The organism is Exiguobacterium sp. R-17, assembly GCF_049913315.1.
Taxonomy (GTDB): Bacteria; Bacillota; Bacilli; order Exiguobacteriales; family Exiguobacteriaceae; genus Exiguobacterium_A.
On record NZ_CP184373.1, the window covers coordinates 23,328 to 41,479 of the forward strand.

The 18,152-nt window shown below is 44.2% G+C and carries 12 protein-coding genes and 1 pseudogene; 11 read left to right on the plus strand and 2 right to left on the minus strand.

Annotated features, from left to right (window positions below):
- Positions 1–7: 7 nt before the first annotated feature.
- A complete protein-coding gene (locus ACN9MT_RS15770; RefSeq protein ID WP_426273718.1) occupies positions 8–592 on the minus strand; it encodes a hypothetical protein in 585 nt (194 codons plus the stop codon).
- Positions 593–1,112: 520 nt separating this feature from the next.
- Here ACN9MT_RS15770 and ACN9MT_RS15775 point away from each other — a divergent pair.
- The 11 genes and pseudogenes from ACN9MT_RS15775 to ACN9MT_RS15825 all read left to right on the plus strand — a co-directional run bounded on the left by ACN9MT_RS15775 (position 1,113) and on the right by ACN9MT_RS15825 (position 16,755).
- Positions 1,113–3,248, plus strand: a complete 2,136-nt coding sequence (locus tag ACN9MT_RS15775) for an AAA family ATPase (protein ID WP_426273720.1) — start codon at positions 1,113–1,115, stop codon at positions 3,246–3,248.
- A gap of 13 nt (positions 3,249–3,261) precedes the next feature.
- A complete protein-coding gene (locus ACN9MT_RS15780) occupies positions 3,262–4,557 on the plus strand; it encodes an McrC family protein (protein WP_426273722.1) in 1,296 nt (431 codons plus the stop codon).
- Positions 4,558–4,574: 17 nt separating this feature from the next.
- Positions 4,575–5,600, plus strand: coding sequence for a hypothetical protein (locus ACN9MT_RS15785; RefSeq protein WP_426273724.1), 1,026 nt, complete (start codon positions 4,575–4,577; stop codon positions 5,598–5,600).
- 25 nt (positions 5,601–5,625) lie between these two features.
- Positions 5,626–6,672, plus strand: coding sequence for a hypothetical protein (locus tag ACN9MT_RS15790; protein WP_426273726.1), 1,047 nt, complete (start codon positions 5,626–5,628; stop codon positions 6,670–6,672).
- Positions 6,673–6,676: 4 nt separating this feature from the next.
- Positions 6,677–8,176, plus strand: coding sequence for an AAA family ATPase (locus ACN9MT_RS15795; protein WP_426273728.1), 1,500 nt, complete (start codon positions 6,677–6,679; stop codon positions 8,174–8,176).
- 206 nt (positions 8,177–8,382) lie between these two features.
- Positions 8,383–8,787 carry a hypothetical protein gene (locus tag ACN9MT_RS15800; protein ID WP_426273730.1) on the plus strand — a complete coding sequence of 135 codons (405 nt, stop codon included), beginning with the start codon at positions 8,383–8,385 and terminating at the stop codon, positions 8,785–8,787.
- A gap of 13 nt (positions 8,788–8,800) precedes the next feature.
- Positions 8,801–11,323, plus strand: coding sequence for a hypothetical protein (locus tag ACN9MT_RS15805; protein WP_426273732.1), 2,523 nt, complete (start codon positions 8,801–8,803; stop codon positions 11,321–11,323).
- Between the two features lie 127 nt (positions 11,324–11,450).
- Complete coding sequence (locus tag ACN9MT_RS15810) at positions 11,451–11,975, plus strand: glycerate kinase (RefSeq protein ID WP_426273818.1); 525 nt, start codon at positions 11,451–11,453, stop codon at positions 11,973–11,975.
- Positions 11,915–12,196 (plus strand): annotated as a pseudogene (locus ACN9MT_RS15815) (mannose-6-phosphate isomerase); the annotation flags it as partial. The gene ACN9MT_RS15810 and the pseudogene ACN9MT_RS15815, both read left to right, overlap by 61 nt.
- Before the next feature lie 634 nt (positions 12,197–12,830).
- Positions 12,831–14,519: an Ig-like domain-containing protein gene (locus ACN9MT_RS15820; RefSeq protein WP_426273734.1), complete on the plus strand. Its 1,689-nt coding sequence runs from the start codon at positions 12,831–12,833 to the stop codon at positions 14,517–14,519.
- Between the two features lie 94 nt (positions 14,520–14,613).
- A complete protein-coding gene (locus ACN9MT_RS15825; protein ID WP_426273736.1) occupies positions 14,614–16,755 on the plus strand; it encodes a hypothetical protein in 2,142 nt (713 codons plus the stop codon).
- 266 nt (positions 16,756–17,021) lie between these two features.
- On the opposite strand, the gene ACN9MT_RS15830 is transcribed toward ACN9MT_RS15825, so the two are convergent.
- On the minus strand, positions 17,022–17,621 hold the full coding sequence (locus ACN9MT_RS15830) for a PBECR4 domain-containing protein (protein ID WP_426273738.1): 600 nt from the start codon (positions 17,619–17,621) through the stop codon (positions 17,022–17,024).
- Positions 17,622–18,152: the final 531 nt, after the last annotated feature.

Sequence of the window (18,152 nt, forward strand, 5' to 3'; positions counted from 1 at the left end):
CATCTTTTCATAGTAGGGGCATGTTCTGAATGGATGTTAACGTCTCATCATATGCCTGTGGCAATTCTGGATGCGTGAATCGCGGCGTGGGACGACCATATCTCCTAGTAGCGTTTGCGACGACTACATTTAGTGGGAGTAGTCCAGGATGGCGTGCGGAAATGACTGCCTCTACATAGCGGATCAAAGGCATGCGGACACCCATGTAGCGATTTCGTGGATAGTTGATGTCCTCCTGAAGGATGAGCCAGTAAAGTAAGGTGTTGAATTGTGATCCGTCGAGTAAACGGTGATTGATGAGGAAAGGGAAATCGAGGAGGTTGATGTTATCGAGACCTTCCGTACTCAGACCTCGTAATGCTCGATGCATGCAATCAGCGTATCGTTCATCTTGTTGACAATAATCATGGATGGCTTGGACCATCTCGGCATGTGAAGGATGATATCCATCCAAGCTGAGACGATAGTCACCTCTTACCTGTCCTTGTAGGTTGCCCGGGTATTCCAAAACTAGACCTGGAACGATTTCAGTTAAGTCATGGGAATTCGAGTGAGGGGCGGTATCATCCATCGATTCATAAAGATTTCTCATTAAATTCGCGTTCTCGGTGAATGGCAAGTGATCATCTTCCTTTCTTGTATTTCATACATATCGCGTAAGTTGAATTATACATGGCATCCTGAAAGCTTTACTTTTTCTTTTTAATATTTAGGTCAGTCAGTTCCTTAATGAAAGAATGTACATGGATGAAAAATAATCCAAAACATTGAACAATGATTGCCAGTTGAATGAACAACTTTCAAAAGTCCATAGTCTTACGATTTTTCATAAGTGAATTGGTGTTCTATGATCATTCGGAAAACGAGCTAATCGTAATCGTCTCTACTGAGAGATGTCGACTTGAAAATCTCTTTTCTAATCAATCAAATATAAACCACGTACTTTTTTTTGATAGCTATATGGAAAATAAATCTATATAATCCTTTTGTAAGCATAATTTGAGTGGATATTTTCAATTATAAGGATTGAAATCAACATTCGTTCCATTGTATTCGATGTGGATTTTGGGTCAATTCACATACGAAGTGGAATGAATAGGAAGGAGCATTGGATGAACGACACAATCGAGACGATCCTCTTGGAACATCTCATGAGAGAGGATGAAATCAGTGGTGAGGAGGCACTCATTTTACAAGAGGCGGAAAAACAATTCTATGAGGGCCTGATTATCGATGGGGAAACGATTTTAGATGACATGAACAGACCAGTGAGATGGAGTGGGATGAAGCTCTGGGGCGTCCTCAAGAAAATAGGATACGAAGAGCTACCCCACGGCATCCAAGTCGATTTCCGTAGAGAAGGGGAAAACATAATCACACGCGTGGTGCTCCAGTGTCGATACGCGACGAGGAAGCGAGGACGTCGTCCTTCGAAGGACGACTTGGCAAGACATGCTCATCTATTGGACGCCCCATTCCTGATAGGGGACGAGTTCAGTTATGTCTCGGACTCGGGAATTGAAAATCCTGAACTATTGAGAGATCGAATGAGCGAAGCGAAGAGTAAGAAGGTGGAACTCGTCTATACGCATGTCTCGAACGCCACCGAAAGGACGACTGATCGAGAACTTTCGGACGTATTACGTGATGCGATTGAAAAAATCATGCCGAGTTACGAGGCGATACTCGGAGTAGCACCGACTCTTCTCGAGGAGCGAGTGACAGCTGAAGTGAAAGATTTTGAAGGGGGAAAAGCAGTGCATCCGAAGAACATGATCCTACAGGGGCCGCCGGGTACCGGAAAGACATATCATACGGTCCTATATGCCGTCGCAATCATCGAAGGAAAGACGATGGATGAAATCAAGACGGAGGGCTATGCAGAAGTGAAAAGAAGATATGCGACATATCGGGACGAGAATCGCATCGCCTTCACGACCTTCCACCAGTCCTATGGCTACGAGGAGTTCATCGAAGGTATCAAGCCTGTGGTGATGGCAGGTTCGAACGAAATCGGGTTCAACATCGAGTCGGGCATCTTCAAGGAGTTCTGTGACCTTGCTGCTGCCGACCATCGCTTCGGAGGACATGATGTCTCGATTGACGCCGATGCACGTATCTGGAAGGTCTCCTTGGGTGGGTCAGGCGAAAACCTCCTCAAGAAATCGTGCTTCGAAGATGGGATGATGCGAATTGGTTGGGATGGATTCGGTGAGGATCCGTTCAAGGATTCATCTTCCATGAATCCAGCCGAGCGCAGCATCCTGAATTATTTCTATGAGACGATGGAAGTCGGCGATATCGTCCTCTCGTTGAAGGACGAGCATCGCATCGATGGCATCGGCATCATCGATGGGGATGTTGAGTGGTTAGAGAATGAAGAGCGATATAAGCGTGGCCGTAAGGTGAACTGGCTAGCAAAGAACATATCGCTCGACATCTACGAAATGAACCTGCGCAAGAAATTGACACAGAAGACCGTCTATCCCTTAAATCGTCTATCCGTATCCCAGATCGAGCGCATGCTCGAAGAGAAATCCGGAATCCGGGAAGTGGACGACAGGGGCGAGAGACCATATGTGTTCATCGTCGATGAAATCAACCGCGGGAACATCTCGAAGATTCTTGGTGAGCTCATCACATTGATCGAGCCCTCGAAACGCCTGGGTGAGGTCGAGGAGACGCTCGTCAAGCTTCCTTATTCGAAGAAGGAGTTCGGCGTACCGAACAACATCTATATCATCGGGACGATGAACACGGCGGATCGTTCCATCGCGTTGATGGACACGGCGTTGCGTAGAAGATTCCGATTCATTGAGATGTCTCCTGATCCTTCGATACTCCAGGGTGTCTCCGTCGGAGGGGTCGACCTAGAGCGCTTGCTCGACGTCATGAACCGTAGAATCGAGGCGTTGTATGACCGGGACCATATGATTGGTCATGCTTATCTCACTGGACTGTCGTCCGTGGACGATGTGGATGCGCTCAAGGAAATCTTCCTCAAGTCGATCATCCCGCTCCTACAGGAATATTTCTTTGATGACCAGGAGAAAATCCGGGCCGTGCTCGGAGACAATCAAAGGAAGAACGGACCACACATCTTGACGGAACGTCCCGATTCATCCAAGCTGTTCGGTTCGTCCATCTATAGTATGGACCATGAGAAGACATATCAGATCAACTCTGAGGCGCTCGGCCGTCGAGAGGTCTATGAAGCGATTTATGCAGGTCATCATGCGGAAGTCTGATGTCATCGAGGTGATGGAGTATGAAGCCATCGTACGCAGAGGGCCGGGACAGAAAGTCGACAAGGAGACGTTCGAGGAGCTCGAGGAGCTCATGCTCGAACTATCTTCGGAAGGAAGGGACGGACTAGATTTTTTGTCCCTGTCATCACGCAAGGGTATAGGCAAGGTCATACGTGCAAGGAATTACGTCGGCGTCCTGCAGATGCCGAGTGGTCGACAGCTCCAAATCCTTCCGAAAATCCATGGGGCGAAGGTCGACGCAAGGGCTGCCATGCTCAAGATGTTGAAGACGATGCGCGATTTCCCGAGTAAGTCGTTCGATGCGACGAATCTCGGAAGCTCGAACATGTCTATGTTCGAAATCTATATCAAGCTCTTTCTGAAAGAGGTGTCCCTCCTGATCAGGAGAGGATTGAAATCAGACTATCGTCAACTCGAGGAGAACGTGCGTTTCTACAAGGGGAAGATGAACTTCGCGCGGCAACTCACGATCAATCACGTGCATAAAGAAAGGTTCTTCGTCACGTACGACGAGTACGGAATCGACTGCGCCGAGAATCGAATTTTGAAGAAGGCCATAATGAAAGTCATCGGGGTTACGACAGATGCGAAGAATCGTAAAGAGGCGAGAAGGTTATTGGAGTACTTCGAGGGAACGACCGAGAGCCACGAGGTGGCGAAAGACTTCTCTAGCATCTTCGATAGCCGGAAAAATGGACATTATCAGATTCCGTTAGGGTGGGCGAGACTGCTCTTGAACGACTCCAACGTATCAAATACCACCGGTAGTTTGAATGCACAATCCCTACTATTCTCGATGAATCAACTGTTCGAGAGTTACATCGCAAAAACGATTAAACATCATTTTAATGAGAAGTGGGAGATATCCCTGAAAGGACCCGTCGAACATCTATTCGATAGTGGCTCGTTCAGACTCATCCCTGACATGGTGATAAAGTATCAACAGAAGAGGGACGGAAGAAAGAGAACGCGCATCATCGATACGAAATGGAAGGTCCTTGATCATGGAAATGCCAACTTCGGAATCTCCTCGAGCGACATGTATCAGATGTTCGCCTATGCGAAGAAATATTCTTGTGAGCAGGTCGTGATGGTCTATCCACTCGTCGAGGGCATTGCTAATGGAAAGAGGAACATCCGATATACCGATGGTGACATCACCGTGCATATCCATCTATTCGATTGCGTGGACGGGGAGGAAGAGCTCGTTGACTTCCTCGAGTCTCTCGATTCACAACAACCAAGCGTTTGGAATACACCGATTATACCGACGAAAAATGAACCTTAAGAAACGGAGGGGAAGAGATGTTCAATATTTTGTTGACGATATCGCAGGACATCACCAAAAAGTTTGATCAGAGCACGGAGGGGACGACTACCCTGAAGGACGTACTTCTCGATGAGATGCGTGACATCTATGGAGAAGGTGCTGCCGAAAAGTATGAGCAAATCAAGTTGTTCCTGGAACGTACGGACGCCAATCATCGTGAGATAGCGGAAGGGAAGCTGGAAGGGCGTTCAAGTCAGTCTTGGCTCAAAGGACGGCTTAAGACAGGGGAGAAGACATTCCCTGGTCTGACCGAAGGGATCATCGACGGACTAGAAGGACCGGATGGAGGAGAAGATGAACACGAAGTACTCGATGTGAAAAACTCGTTCGACTTCGACATCATGACAAGTAATATCCAACAGGATATAGAAATCGAAGCGTTCTCAGAAGTGCTGACCATCGACACTACGATGGATGAAGTCAGTACGTCAGAAGAATCATCACACGAAGGATACCCGCGGCTGACGAATGCACTTAAATCCGACTTGAACTCCGAAGAAGACCGGGAGATGAAGCAATTATTGACGGTGAGTGCTCTGAAGTTCATCCAAAAAGCTGATGAAGACTCAATCCTCAAGAAACTTGATCATGTACAGACCTCGTTCGTCGTCGATGCAGCTTACACCTCGGTCAAGGTCGCGTATAAGGTAGCAGACAAATCGCTTACGAGTGAAGAAGCGGTCGATTTCCTAGTGGACCGCGGGGTCGCTCGTCTCGAATCACTCGTCCACGTGACATGCACGAACATAGGCGGAAAGGTCGGTACCCAAGTAGGGCGAGTGATTGGCGGAGTATTCGGACCTGCCGGAAGTGCACTTGGCGGCATCGTAGGAAACACCATCGGAAAGATGGCCGGAAAAAAGGTCGGTGATGTCATCGTCACTGGCATGAAAAAAATCGTACCAATCGTGAAGAGTGGACTTAAACATTATGCAGAAAAAGCGAAAAATAAAGTAAAAGAAAAAGTCAAAGGGGTATTGTCGAACATTTTCTGGCGATGACCATCTTTACAAGGAGTTACGACGTATGAAACCTATAAAATTTAATCTGCTACTCGACGGAAAGATTGTCCGTTCGCTAGACGAAATGAAGGATAACTTCAACATCGATGATATCTATGACTTGTTCAATAAGCGAATCCTCCAGAAATGGTTGAGACTTCAGAACGAGGTCTCCATCGCTGAAGAGCTCGAGCTCATAACGACGGTCGATCCCAAGATCGCCATCGAGAGGATTCTCGCGGCATTCGGATACGATCCAGGTAAAATGCAAACAGAAATTTACGCACATCTATACGGTCGGACCTATCGCGAGGAGGTCGCGGTCGCTATTTCTGAGAACAAGTCTCATGCTGAAATGATCGAGGACTATCACAAGAATTATCTTTACTTGAAGGAAGCGCTACACAACTTCGGACTCATAAAAGATCAGGATACGAAAGGTTTTAGATTCGACGACGAAGAAAAGACTTTCGAATATTTGGAGGGTGTACGTGAAATCGTGAGCGTCTTATCGAAAATCAGCGATGCTAAGAAATCACGAGGAGAGTTCGGAAACGAACAGTCATCAAGGCTCCTTCCTGAGCAAGGAAAGCTTAGTACGAATGACCATTCATACGGAGCCATCAAGGCGACCATCGATGAAATCGGGGCACATCATCTCGAGCTTTTGAAGCTCGACATCTCGAACTTCTTCGATGAATTCATAGATGAGAATCCTATCGTCATCATGTCTTGCCTGATGAACGTCGAAATCCGAGAAATGATGTTGGCGAATGAGCGCATCCGATCATTATTGCGGAAGTCGTGCGATTACCATGCGATGATTCATAAGCTCGAACCTTATCTGCAATTCTATGAGGGGGACACGGAGGGGATGTGGAAGTATCTAGGTAGCACAGACAAGAAATATCTCGTCCTGAACATCACCCTCGGTAAGTCTAGGGTGGGGGAACAATCAGACCTCAAGAAAGACTTCGGTCATCGTGAGGTCAACGGGAACTATCTTGTTTTGAGTGGACTTACTTTCAAGAGTGCCTCTGCTACACAGGCCATCCACTACTTGGAGGTATGAGGCGATGAAGAACATGATTTTAGAGATAGGGGCGTATGTGGACGCCCTAAGACCCATCATCTACATCCCTCATAACGATTTCACGAGCATCGAGAGAGTCGTCGAGAACGTCGCACGAGAAGGATTCGACATTGTCGAGTTCAATCATGGTTATGGATATGTGGACTTCCGGACGAAACTTCCGAAGACCAAATGTTCACTCAGTGAGTTCTTACGGTATGCCGACGATGTTGGTAATGAGCCGAGATTTCTGGTTTTGAAGGATGTACATAGAGAACTTGGCGAACCAGAAGTACAAGCATTGCTGAAGAGCATCGCGATGAAGAATCTCTACAAAGAGGACTTCTACTGCACGGTATTCATCCTTAGCACGAGCCTCGTGGTACCGGCGGAACTCGAGTCACTGATTACCATATTGGAGGTCGGTGCACCCGACGCCTCGGACATCGAGGAGCTCATCAAGGATTTTTCGAGAGTGCAGGACATCAGTATCGAACAATCAATCATCGACGAGATGACCCTATCCTTCAAGGGCTTGAGTGAGTTCGAGATTTATCAAATCCTGAACCTCGCTTATCAGTCGAACGGCGAGATAACGGCGGAGGACAAGTCGTTGATTCTTCGGGAGAAGGAGCAGTTCGTTAAGAAATCCGGCATGCTCGAAATCATCAATTTTCAGGAGGACATCGATGATATCGGTGGACTCGAGAACCTGAAGTCCTGGCTTAGGAGGAAGGCCCGCATCTTTAATCATCTTGATCATGCGATGAAGGCAGGCGTCGACGTTCCGAAGGGTCTGATGATGGTAGGGATGCCGGGATGCGGGAAGAGCCTTGCGGCAAAGGCGACCGCTAAGCTATTCGACGTACCGCTATTACGTCTCGACATCGGTAAGCTTTTCGGGAAATATGTCGGCGAGAGCGAGGATAACATGAGGCGTGCGCTTAAGACTGCCGAGGCGGTCAGTCCTTGCATCCTTTGGGTGGACGAGATTGAAAAGGCGTTCTCCGGTATAGGGGATTCTGGAGGTGGCAACAGTGTCACGACACGCTTGTTCGGGACGTTCCTGACATGGATGCAGGAGAAGGAATCGACGGTATTCGTCGTCGCGACGGCGAACGACATTTCGTCCCTTCCTCCTGAATTGTTGCGGAAAGGACGTTTCGACGAACTCTTCTCTGTCAATCTTCCGAACAAGGAGGAGCGAAGACGGATTCTTGACATCCATTTGACTAAGCGTCGGAAAAACAATTTAGAACTGGATACGATTAAAGTCGTCAAGGCGACCGAGGGTTTCAATGGAGCGGATCTCGAGTCCGTCGTTAAGGATGCGATAGAAAATCTATACCTGGAAGGACGTGACGAACTCCGGACGGAAGACTTACTCGACGTGGTCAAGGAGACGAAAGGAATATCGGATTCGTTGAAGGACAAAGTCAATCAAATCAAGATGAGCTTGGAGAAGTTCGATATCAAGCCGGCCAGCATTCAAGACATAACGTAAAAATATATAGGGGATTAGAATTACTACTTATTTTAAGGAAAAGGTGCTACGAAGGACGGGATGTTGTTTTGGATTTACAAACAACGTCCTTTTCTTTTGACCATAAAATAGTAGTAAGCATATCAACCATGAGAATTTTCGAATGAAAAATGTAGGTGTTTTCCTAACATTTTTATAAAAGTGCGACTATTGATTGGAGTGAAACCATGACTACTTTAAGAGACTCTCTTTTCAAGAGCGAAGGTGATGAAAAGTTGCGACGTATTGCCGGAATGGACAACGTTGAGTCAATCATACCAATGGGTGGACAATTTGCTGTTATTGGTAAAGACGCTCAGATATTGAACTATATGCAATTTGATCAAAACGGTTCGCTGAATATATATGATGTAAACTTTAAAGAGACTAAACAAATTAATAGTGTATCTGATAATCAATTTCAATTCTATGATTCTAGCGGTTCGATTAGTAATACTGTATTTTTAAATGACTTAGGTGATGTATCTTACGATTTAGATTTTAGTTCATACGATCTTTCCTCATTATCAGACTCCTTGATTGATAGTGAAGTCGTAATGAATCCATTAGCAGATATTATTGATATTCTTTGAAGGTAGGGAGAACATGGCTGGATTACACAAAGATATGAATCAAGACTTGACAGTAATATTGAACAAAACGAATGCAGAAATAATCGAAGAGAACATAACATTGATGGAGGAGTTCGATGAAGAATTTGGCGAGTCGGGCAAAAGACTTCTTCACGCCATCTCCGTAGAATCGTTTTCATATAAACCAACAGATATATATTTGGAAAAAATCACTGACACGACCGAACGGTATTTTATGGGGGACATATATGAAGAAGGGGATGATATTTCCTTTAGATCATTTTTCGAAGCATTCGATGTTTCAGAATCGGTAAGAGGAGTATTTGAAGGTATTGAAAAAGAAATAGACGAATTATTTAAGACCTACGATAAATTGCTTGAGGAACTGGATGGAAAAATTCCTGGACTTTATATTAAAAGACGATACAGCCTGTCCAATGACGTAAAAAAATATTTTAGACTATTCCTTAAGAAGAGTTTTTTGAATCTAGTAGAAGATTTTTCTTTTCATCAAAACGTTTTAAGAAGAGCGATAATCGAATACAACAATCATGCTAAGCAAATAAAGGACCTAAAGTCTGCGCGGATGGTCATGAGACTAACCGCTACATTTTTAGGGGGAATACCAGCATCTCTAGCGGTTAGTGGTGCATATGAATATATGATTAGTAAAGAAACCGCACTCTTTGAGAAAGAACTTCTTAATCTGTATCATTCATGGTACATACTTCAAAATTCTGACTTGTTTACAATGCACAGTGAGAACTACCGACCAAGGGTCCATCATCTGTACCTTTCGACGATTACGGGACTTTTGCTTTCCGTCCAAAAAGAATTACGGCAAATTGGTTATCAAATAACAGAAGTGAAAAATGACTTTGGAGTATCTCTTGGCCTGACAGAGAAGAAATCCATGGAATTTTTTAAAAAATTAACTAGTTTTTTAACTGTACCTGGGAATCATGATTTAAGTCATGATATAAATCTTTTTAGGAATTTTATTTCAGTGATGAATCATGTGCCCGTTTTCGATGACTTAGACGAAATGCAAGCGATTGAGATTAAACAAAAAGTACTCTTAAAGTATTTAGAATTACAAACGTGCTTTCTAAAAGAATATGGTGAAATGTCAGATGTATTAAATGACTTAAATAAATCTTTCTATCAAAACGGATGCTGGGATGCTTTTTCTTTTCATTTAGATCATAAAGAAATGTTACATGTAAATACAATCATCAGTGAATTGATGAATGAAGAAAAGTCCAAATGGAATGATATGTACTCAGAATTCATAAAGGTGAATGCATTACATAAGGGGTACTTGTTAGACACTAAAATAATGGTGCTTCAGAAGAACGTACTTAACGATAGGTTCATCGAAATCCATTATTGGTGTGGGAAAAATGAATTCATGATAGAGGATTGGTCCTCTATAGAATCAAGTGCTGACAAAATAAAAATGAACCATTTGAAGAAAGAGTTTGACAAAAAGTATAATTCACCAAAAATGAGGATTCTCGAGAAACTAAATTTAGTGCGTAGTCCAATCAATCCAATCATCAGCGAGAATACCTTGTTTGAAGTTAATAGTATTTTGTCTAGTCGAAAGACTGATATGGGAATGTTGAAGATTGATGAATCGATTTTTGTTCATCCAGGCGATAAAATATTCTACTCACTTTATAATCATTTTAAAGCTTCGAATTTTTGGGGTGGTCCTTATCTAGATATCGATAATAAGGTCTTAAAAAAAATCGTCTATGCTGGTGACACTAAGCTGTTGTTCTCATTGCTCGATTTTGGAGTAGGTATCTTCCATGAAATCGATGATTCCAAATACCTTTTTTATTACGTTTTGATGTATGGATCTCCACAAATGATAACTTCATTTTTAGATTGGTGTTTGCAGAACATCAAAACTTATGATCGACAGTTATCATCCTTACTTCTAAAAGACGGTTTTGTTAGTCCATATTATTATATTTTTGCAACAGGTAATGGAAACCTCGCTACTACCTATAGCCGTTTACTCTCATCTATTCCTATTGCTTTTAAAAGAAAAGAATATGACATGGCGTGTACATCATCCGATGAGCTGAATTTAGTTGCGATGACACTAAGTCCTACGTTTGATCCACTAGTTTTAAAAATTAATGAAGAAAATGACATTAACCCTATAGTGTCACTTGGTATCAATAATCGGTATAAAACCATGAGGATTATCGAGAAGAAATTCAAAGGGACATTCGAACAGCAATTTCAAGGAAGACCGTTACTCTATCATTTTTATGAAATCGGTTGTATAGGAACGATAGATTTTTATTTTAATGCCTTGGGCATTTCAGAATTCGGAGGCGTATCTCAAGACGATATTCAAGATGCGATTTGGAAAACTCAGAACAGGGACTTTCTGAGAGAGATGAACGATACTGTAACAGGAGTAGAAGAGATAATCGAGAATGAGCTTTCTGTTGCTAGAGAACAAAAATTTTACGTCATAGAGAAGATGCTCAAAGATATACTAAATAATAAATGATGTTTCAATCATAAGTGTTATGATGGGACGATTGTGGCCCTGCGACATGTCTTCAATCTAGAACTATACGAGCATACGATCCTTGATTCCCTAGGTCTCCGAAGACGGCGATGTACGGATTCAATCCATCGAATCTACAAGGAAGCATAATTCGCTCGATGGCTGTTCGTTCACCATCATCTGTGATGTGGAGAACCTGTTCTTCGGTGAGGAGGGGGCAGCCCATGCATACGGTCCACAGAAAGGGGGGCGCATCGAGGAGGTCCGCTTCCTTGATGATGGGTTGCGTCGCATGGCGACAGTCATCCTTGCAGATAAAGCACTCAATCTTCAATGCGTACCAGGTAGTGGTGCTGCGGGCGGATTAGGTGGAGCCTTCGCGACATTCCTCGACAGGACTTTCGTGTCCGGAGCAAATCTCGTACTAGATGCGAACGGCGTGCGGAAGAAAGATGTATCCTTCTCGTTGATTTTCTTCGGCGAAGGAAAGATTGACTTACAGACTTTGAAAGGAAACTACCGATGGGCATCACTAGTATCGGAAACGCACAAGGTGTTCGGAGGGAGCGTCGCCATCCCTGTGGACGAACTGATGCGGCCGATGACCTCTCCGTCCAGGTCCATCCTGACGATTTGCAGGCTCGGGAACTAAAGGGGGTAGCATACGGCAAGACGGAGTGATGGTACGGATTAGAGGCAGATGAAGGGTCAGAGCTCATTGATCATACTGCTCGCGCGAAGGAAGAGATGTGGGCCAAGTGGACGCAATAGTCCTCTGACACGACCTATCGGTTGTATGACTTCGAACGAGAGGACGCGACAGGAAAACAACGTGAACTTCACCTCGAAAAGGCGATCGCTGTCGCGACCGTTACTCACGAGCCCCGTAGACATACGTTAAGTGGATGGCGGGTGTATCAGAAGACTGGCGGCGGTCCCGGAGTCCGACGTATATCATGTCCGAGCATCGCTAGGCTTCGAGTTAAAAGCGATAAATCGTTTCCGAGCCATCACGATACTGTCCGGGAAGGGGGAAATCGGACGATACGAGGTGAGTAAGGGAGACCATCTCATGATTCCAGCTGGAACCTCGTATCAGATCGAGGGGGAGATGGAATGGATCATGAGTGATGTCCCTGTTCAATCCTACATCCTTGATTGAACAACAAAGCGAAGACGAATCAGGATGAATGATTGTTAAAAATAACTAAAACGTATACATTTCGACGCCGAAATGTATACGTTTTAGTTATTTTTTGTATTCATAAGAACGTATTGTTCGAATGAATAAAGCAATGAAGTTTTTCATATATGATTCTTTCTTGATAAAAGAAAAATATAGAAGATAAAGTAATTTGAAGTAAAAAAATACATTTTTAAGGTGCAATTACGTCTACGAAGAAGGATAATGTTTTTAGCGATACTGCGCCAAAATACACCGTCATCTCATGAGATGTTTTCCTATTGTAATGGCGGTACGTATAGAAAATTTATCTTGGAGGTATTCATGGAAAGGTTCAAGCGATTATTCATCAGTACGAGTCTATTGATTGGCGCGACGCAAACGGGCGTGCCCGTACCAGCGAACGCCTTCACACATAATGAAGAAGTTGGCACTCTGGGTGTTTATTCTAGAGATCTTACACCTAAAACGACACAGGTGAGAGATACGAGCGACGAATCAGGAGTCGGCGAAAAGGACACGCCACCATCGTCTCCCCCGGTGGTGAACGACATAACGGATCAGACGACTCTCGTGAGCGGGAAGGTAGCACCTCACGCGACGGTCATCCTCAAGATAGGGACGAAAAGCTTCGGACCGATCACGGCGAGTGGGACTGGGGAATTCGAGTTCATCGTCGATAGGCAGCAAGCCGGATTGACGGCCATCGTGATGGCGATGGATGCCGAGGGTAATGTGAGTGGGGAGACAAGGATGACGGTGAAGGATGTCACTCCGCCCGACGCTCCTCAGGTCGATGACGTGACGGATATGTATTCTTACGTGACCGGTAAGGCAGAACCTGGGACTAAAATCACTGTCAAATATCAAACGAGCATCAGGGGGGAATCGGAAGTTGGGAAAGATGGACGTTTCAAAGTACCCATATACGGAAATGATGCGGACACGACGTTGACGGTCACTGCAACGGATAAATCGAACAATAGAAGTAAGGAGACGACAATAACTGTCAAAGACGCTAGTCCTCCCTCGACTCCGAGCGTGTTTTACGAGGTGACGGATCGGACCAGGCTCATTAAAGGAAGGGGTTCCTCAGGGTCGGTTGTTTATGTAAAAGTAGACGATAAAGAAATCGGCTATTCTTCTGTGGAATCGGAGTCTGGATACGAAGTGGTCATCCCCCCGCAACAAGGTGGAACGATACTAAAAATCATGGCTGTCGATCGTTCCGATAACGTCAGTCAGGTAAAGGAAATCATCGTAAAGGATACGACCCCTCCATCCCCTCCGACCGTGAATGATGTCTCGGACCATTCCACCATGGTCAGCGGAGTGACTGAACCTGGAGCGTTGGTCATGGTCAAGGTCGGTAAGAAAGTGATTGGAAAAAAATCAGCAGGTAAGGATGGAAGATACGGAATAGCTATAGCGAAACAGAAGTCGGGCACTGAGCTGCTCGTTCATTCTACCGATAAGTCTGGAAATGTCGGGAAACCTCACAGAATCCTTGTCCTAGATGAAACACCGCCACCTGTACCGACTATGAATCCTGTATCCGACCAATCGACGACAATCAGCGGTCGTGCCGAAGTCGATGCGAAGGTTTTCATCAAGGTTGGAAACAACGTCATCGGGAGCGTGATTGCTAATAAAGGAGCTTACAGCATCAAAATCATTGGCTTGAAGGCGGGTACCAAGCTGACCGTCCACGCCGTCGACCGCTCAGGGAATCAAAGCGCTAAGCGACAAGTGACCGTGATTGATCGTACTCCTCCGATGATAACGAGTGTGAGCAAGCTGAAGCGCACTGACGGATTCGTCAATGGGAAGGCAGAATCCGACGCCAAGATAACCGTCTTCCACGGGTCACAAAAAATCGGCGAAGGAAAGGTCGATGCAAAAGGTATCTTCAAGGTGAAAATAAAAAAACAAAAAGGTGGTTCATTACTGATCATCCGAGCTCAAGACAAGTCTGGTAACAAGAGTAAGGACAAGACGATCAGAGTCCTTTGATTGGACTAACCACCTTGACGAAGTACGGGCATGTAAGCCAAGGATTATCTGACCAAACAACGAGAACATAAATTAACTTAAAGGATATGATGACGTGAAAAGCAGTAAGGTGTATAAGATGTTTCTGACGGCGGCACTCTCGCTTGGATTCGGGTTAGCCGCTTCCCAGACGATTTACGCTTCCGAAGGCGCATGCAGCCCGTCGTTCATGAAAAGTGATACCGAAATCAGATTAGACATTAAATCATATCTATCCGATGCGCCTACCGGATCCTATCTAATCGTGGAGTATGAACGTGCTGATGGTGAACGGACAAAGACGACCCTGAGCAATCCGACATACCCGTATCGATTCGATATCACTAAACAGACAAGATTCCAATTCCAGCTTCTGTCGAGGGACGGACGAGTATTGAAGGAATGGACCCAAGAAATGTCACCCATCGTGACCCGGATCAAGGCGATGGAAGGTGGAGATACGACCATCTCCGTCAACACCGAACCGAATGCGTCTATAGAGTACTCTTACGACGGCGAAGGTTGGAACTCGAGACGGTCGCTGACAACCGATGAGACGGGTGACTTCCGTGGAGAGTTCAGCAGGAGAGGGAATGGTAACTTCTCCATCGACAAGACCGTCGGTGAATGGCAGAAGCATCAGCAGGTATCGGTAAGTCATCATAAGATAGATGCAAGTCCTCCCGTGATCGTTCGATCAGGACAGCAGGACGTGGACGACGAGGCAAGGGAGATACAGGTCGAGATAGACGATTCCGTTCGTAAGGTTCAAGTGGAATACCTCGACAAAGACAAAAAAGTGGTCAAGGACTCCGTAATCGAATACAGCGGTGTCGAAGGAATGAACACGAGTCCGTACTATATCCGTAACACAGAGGGTCACACGTTCAAGGAGGATGGTATCAGATATATCAGACTAAAGGGCACCAACACTAACGACTGTGATTCGGAATGGAAAGTATTGAGTCTCAATTATGTCACTGGACCGGTCGTCCGGATGGACCCGTCACTTGAAGGTGATATGTACGTCTCGGGACTGAGCGAACCGGGTTCCCGGATCATCTGGTCACAAGACAAGTCAATCGGGACGTCAAGGGTCGGGATTGATGGCAGGTATAAGATAAATCTTCCGAAAGAAGTCACGAAGAACCCGCCTAAGCTGAAGTTCTACGATGAATCGAACAAGGAGAGCATTGTCGAAATCTCCGCATTGGACAAAATTGATCGCTTCATGGCTACGAAGAGCCGTAATTCCATCTATGTCCTTGCTGCTCCATCGATACCCAACTTCGGGAACCATGTCATCGAACTGAATGGCAAAAAAACATCTCTCGTCATTTCTGGGAAACAAGTCTATTTTTATAATGGAAGGGAATGGACTAATTTTCCTAAGCTACCTTTTACGATCAAATATAGCGCACTGAACGCCGATGGGACTACCAAGTATTCATTCGAACAGGTCGTGAGTCAGGAGAAGGCGACGAAGGGCTTGGAGAATGTCAGGTACGATCTAGATAAACAAGTTCTTTATGGGGAGTCGAATCTTTTCTATCATACGTCAATATGGGACGAGAAGACTCGTTGGTCATCATCGGCCTATGCATACGAAAAGCAAGTGATCCTATCTCTGAGTGACAAAAAGGAACTCGTCAAGGTCGGCGATACGGTCTTCATCTACACAAATGCAGGCGGGGGTGGCGTATATTATGCGCAAAGTATCAAAATCAAGCAGACGAAGAAGTTGAAAGCTCCGATAGTGAAGGAAGTCACCGACTTTTCCGACCATATCGAAGGTAGTACGCTCCCTGGCATGACCGTCCAAGTGAAGATGAACGGTAAGACCTATACCGGACAGAGCTCTTCGAAGGGCCAGTTCAAGTTCAAGGTCGCCTCTCCTGTAGCGGAGAAGGAAATTCAAGTCGTAGCTACCGACCGACTGAATCAAAAAACACCGGTCACCATCTCGAAAGTCTTGAAAGTATTCCCCTACTTCAGCGTCTCCGGTGTGACGACGAAAAGTACAGGATTGAAAGGTAAGGGCAGCGCAGGGGCCGAAGTCAGTGTATTCGTCGGGAAGAAGTTGTTGGGTAAGACGCTCATCGATAAGAAGGAAAACTTCTCAATCAAATTGCCAAAACTGAAGAAGGAGACGACACTGAGAATCGATGTGAAGAAGAAAGATTATCAAACGAGGTCTTTGACGATTAAAGTGTACTGAGAAACTTTTATCATGACGTCTCTGGCGATGAACTAAAAGGTCTTTCCTTGATAATTTATTTAAAAGGACTCAAGATGAACTTCGTCAGACTGTTTATCAATCGAAAAAAGAAGCGGATTCTATTCATTCATTATAGATCCAGCTTCTTTTTTTATATTGTTTTTTCAGTTCCCTTCAAATCTGTTTCTAAATAAAAATCAATAAAACCTTTGATGATGAAAATGTATTCGATTGTTTCATTTTAGTACAGCCTAATTCAAATCGACTTAGAGAAAATCTACCCTCATTTCCTGAATATATAATGGTAAATATTTAGCCTTCAATGTCGCGGAGTTGAATTTATGTACAGTTATACTACTAGGGACGAAAGTGAATTTATCTACTCCTTTACATCTTAGTTCTAATAAATATACATCTGGAGAATCATTCTGTCTAAAAATCATGTCGACTTTACGTCTCTCGAAGCCCACATTACTATTTCTTTCGACGAGTTTTATTTCGCATTCGTAGTTATAAAATGAACGATAGAAAAAGGGAAGCATTTTAAATCTGTCTTTATGTTTTTTGAATGCTGTTATGTCGGAAGCTTTTAAAAACTCAAAGTCGATAGTTCCGTCTAGCAGCATTTTATATTGCTTGCTAGCTTGTTTTGAAGGTAAATTACTCCAGTATTGTAATCCGATTAGATGAGGTAGGTTTTCTCCTCTCAGCTCTATATTAATTTTTTTGACTTTTCCTTTTGAGTTCACATAAGTATATCTTCTATTAGCAATTTTTTCTTCAAAGAAAAGAGCGAAACGATGTAAATCAAGACTTTCACTTTTAAAAAAATGAGTCGGGGTTTTGAATGAATCTATCGTATACAAAGAAAGCACCCTTTCATAAAAAAATCTGGCTGGTACCTTGAGGGCACTCAGCCAGAACTAATAGTTTAAATGTAATGGTGGCCCGTCTACGCCTTAGGGCGATAGCAGTCGCAGTATTATTTTCCTTCAACTTGAAGCCGCTGCGCCGGAGCAGGTCACCATTACTAACCCGCTAGCTTAGTCTTTGATATTCGCTTTAATCCGATTGATTAAACCTAGGTTGTCCACATAGTTTTTTGCTTAAAAATTCGAGTCGCTACTTTGCCATTAGCAAAAGATGAATTGACTGAAGATTGTCTCCAGTTCTATTGTTTTGTTTTTTTAAATCGTATTCAATTTTTTGAAGATCATATTTTGTTTGATGTTAATTTTTTCTCAGATCTACTCCACAAAAAATAGGAACTAACCCTAGGATCGATATTAAAGAATTCTATCAAAGACCGTAAAATGATGTACTATTTTTAATACATCACTTTCCTATTTTATCCCATGTTTCAATCTGAAATCAACAATGTAGTCCCTACTCTTTTT

Excerpts from the sequence above, each read along its gene's own strand:
- ACN9MT_RS15790 (WP_426273726.1), top strand. The coding sequence starts at position 5,626 with ATGAAACCTATAAAATTTAATCTGCTACTCGACGGAAAGATTGTCCGT.
- ACN9MT_RS15785 (WP_426273724.1), top strand. The coding sequence starts at position 4,575 with ATGTTCAATATTTTGTTGACGATATCGCAGGACATCACCAAAAAGTTT.
- ACN9MT_RS15800 (WP_426273730.1), top strand. The coding sequence starts at position 8,383 with ATGACTACTTTAAGAGACTCTCTTTTCAAGAGCGAAGGTGATGAAAAG.
- ACN9MT_RS15805 (WP_426273732.1), top strand. The coding sequence starts at position 8,801 with ATGGCTGGATTACACAAAGATATGAATCAAGACTTGACAGTAATATTG.
- ACN9MT_RS15775 (WP_426273720.1), top strand. The coding sequence starts at position 1,113 with ATGAACGACACAATCGAGACGATCCTCTTGGAACATCTCATGAGAGAG.
- ACN9MT_RS15820 (WP_426273734.1), top strand. The coding sequence starts at position 12,831 with ATGGAAAGGTTCAAGCGATTATTCATCAGTACGAGTCTATTGATTGGC.
- ACN9MT_RS15795 (WP_426273728.1), top strand. The coding sequence starts at position 6,677 with ATGAAGAACATGATTTTAGAGATAGGGGCGTATGTGGACGCCCTAAGA.
- ACN9MT_RS15770 (WP_426273718.1), bottom strand. The coding sequence starts at position 592 with ATGAGAAATCTTTATGAATCGATGGATGATACCGCCCCTCACTCGAAT.
- ACN9MT_RS15780 (WP_426273722.1), top strand. The coding sequence starts at position 3,262 with ATGGAGTATGAAGCCATCGTACGCAGAGGGCCGGGACAGAAAGTCGAC.